The 1,422-nt window shown below is 36.2% G+C and carries 2 protein-coding genes; one reads left to right on the plus strand and one right to left on the minus strand.

Features of this window, described 5'->3' with window-relative positions:
• Positions 1-414, minus strand: a 414-nt coding sequence (locus tag B4237_RS05540; RefSeq protein ID WP_286942072.1) for an EamA family transporter, incomplete at its 3' end; no start/stop codon positions are given.
• A gap of 404 nt (positions 415-818) precedes the next feature.
• Between B4237_RS05540 and pnuC the strand changes: the two genes are divergently transcribed.
• Positions 819-1,397: a nicotinamide riboside transporter PnuC gene (gene pnuC / locus B4237_RS05545; RefSeq protein WP_278596221.1), complete on the plus strand. Its 579-nt coding sequence runs from the start codon at positions 819-821 to the stop codon at positions 1,395-1,397.
• Positions 1,398-1,422 lie beyond the last annotated feature (25 nt).

The following is a 1,422-nucleotide window of genomic DNA, read 5'->3' on the forward strand; positions in this document are numbered from 1 at the left end:
ACGTTTTAAAATCAATACAGAAATTAAGCCTGTCCACAAAGGCGCAGTGCCATAAATAATAGAAATCATTCCTGATGAAACTTTTGTTGCACCCAGATAGCAAAAAGACATCGAACCAAATAAGCCCAATGCACCTGCTGCATAGCTGATCATCGCTTGTTTAGTCACAATCAATTTAAGTCGAAAATAAAATAGACAAATCAATGCAAGAGGGATAGCGAGACTAAATCGTAGGAATAATCCCCACGCCCAATGAAGTTCTTGCACAGTCAATACCGCTGCTAATGGTGTAAAAGACCAAATGAATACGACTGCAAGAAATTGACCGACTGTAGCAAGGCGAGGGTGAGTAGATACTACAGTCGGTTGTCCCTGTGTTGCTTGAATAAAGTTCTTCTGCTGGAATTGTGACATGGAAATTCTCCTGTGATTACAAAGTGATTTACTATAAAAAATGGATATTTAGGTAATAAAAAAGGTCGCTACTGAGGCGACCTTTTTGCAATTGATGTTTTATTTAAATTGTCATCATATTCATGTTTGCAAAGTCTCCTCACATAAAATGCTGACACGTCGCCACATTGCATGGATTGAAATGCAATTGGTGAATTGAGTCGGATATTGAGAGGAAACTTTATGGATCAACATGAGTCATATTTAAAATAAATTTAGATTTTTATAGCATAAGCTTTGGTTGAAAAATAGTCATGTTCATCAATAAAGTTGAAAATAGAATGATTCAGAAGATAAATTTTAGGATTGCTTAATTTTTAGTTTTTTTCATAATGTGATGATGTGATTTTAATAGAAGTTTTATTTTGTCTCCTTTAGAAATTATTGCAGTTGTGATTAGTGTCATTGGCGTTGCATTGACGGTTAGACGGAATATGTGGTGCTGGTGGTTTAACTTCGTCGCATTCGTTCTCTATGGCTATCTTTTTTATACCTATAAACTTTATGGTGAGACGATTCTGCAATTTTTCTTCATGGTGATCAATTTTTACGGTTTTTATTATTGGTTGAAAGGGAAGCGAGAAGATCATGAGATTCGGATTGAACCGATTGTTTTCAAAATAGTAATTATTCAAATGCTCATTGCCGCAATAGGCGGTTTAATCTTTGGGTTGTTATTAAAACATTTTACTGATGCGGCAGTGCCGATGTTGGATTCACAACTTGCTGCTTTTAGCTTACTCGCAACTTATTGGACGAGCCGAAAACATATTGCAACGTGGGTACTATGGGTCTTTGTCGATATTATTTATGTGGGCATGTTTATTTATAAGGATTTGTTTTTAACGGCAGCATTGTATGCTGCTTTTGTGGGATTAGCTGCTTATGGTTGGTGGCAATGGGAACAAGTAAAACAAAAGCAATTCGCGGCTTCACACCAATAAGAAAAGGGCAGTTTAACTGCCCTTT

It is taken from the genome of Acinetobacter sp. UBA6526 (assembly GCF_002434875.1).
GTDB classification, from domain to species: Bacteria; Pseudomonadota; Gammaproteobacteria; order Pseudomonadales; family Moraxellaceae; genus Acinetobacter; species Acinetobacter venetianus.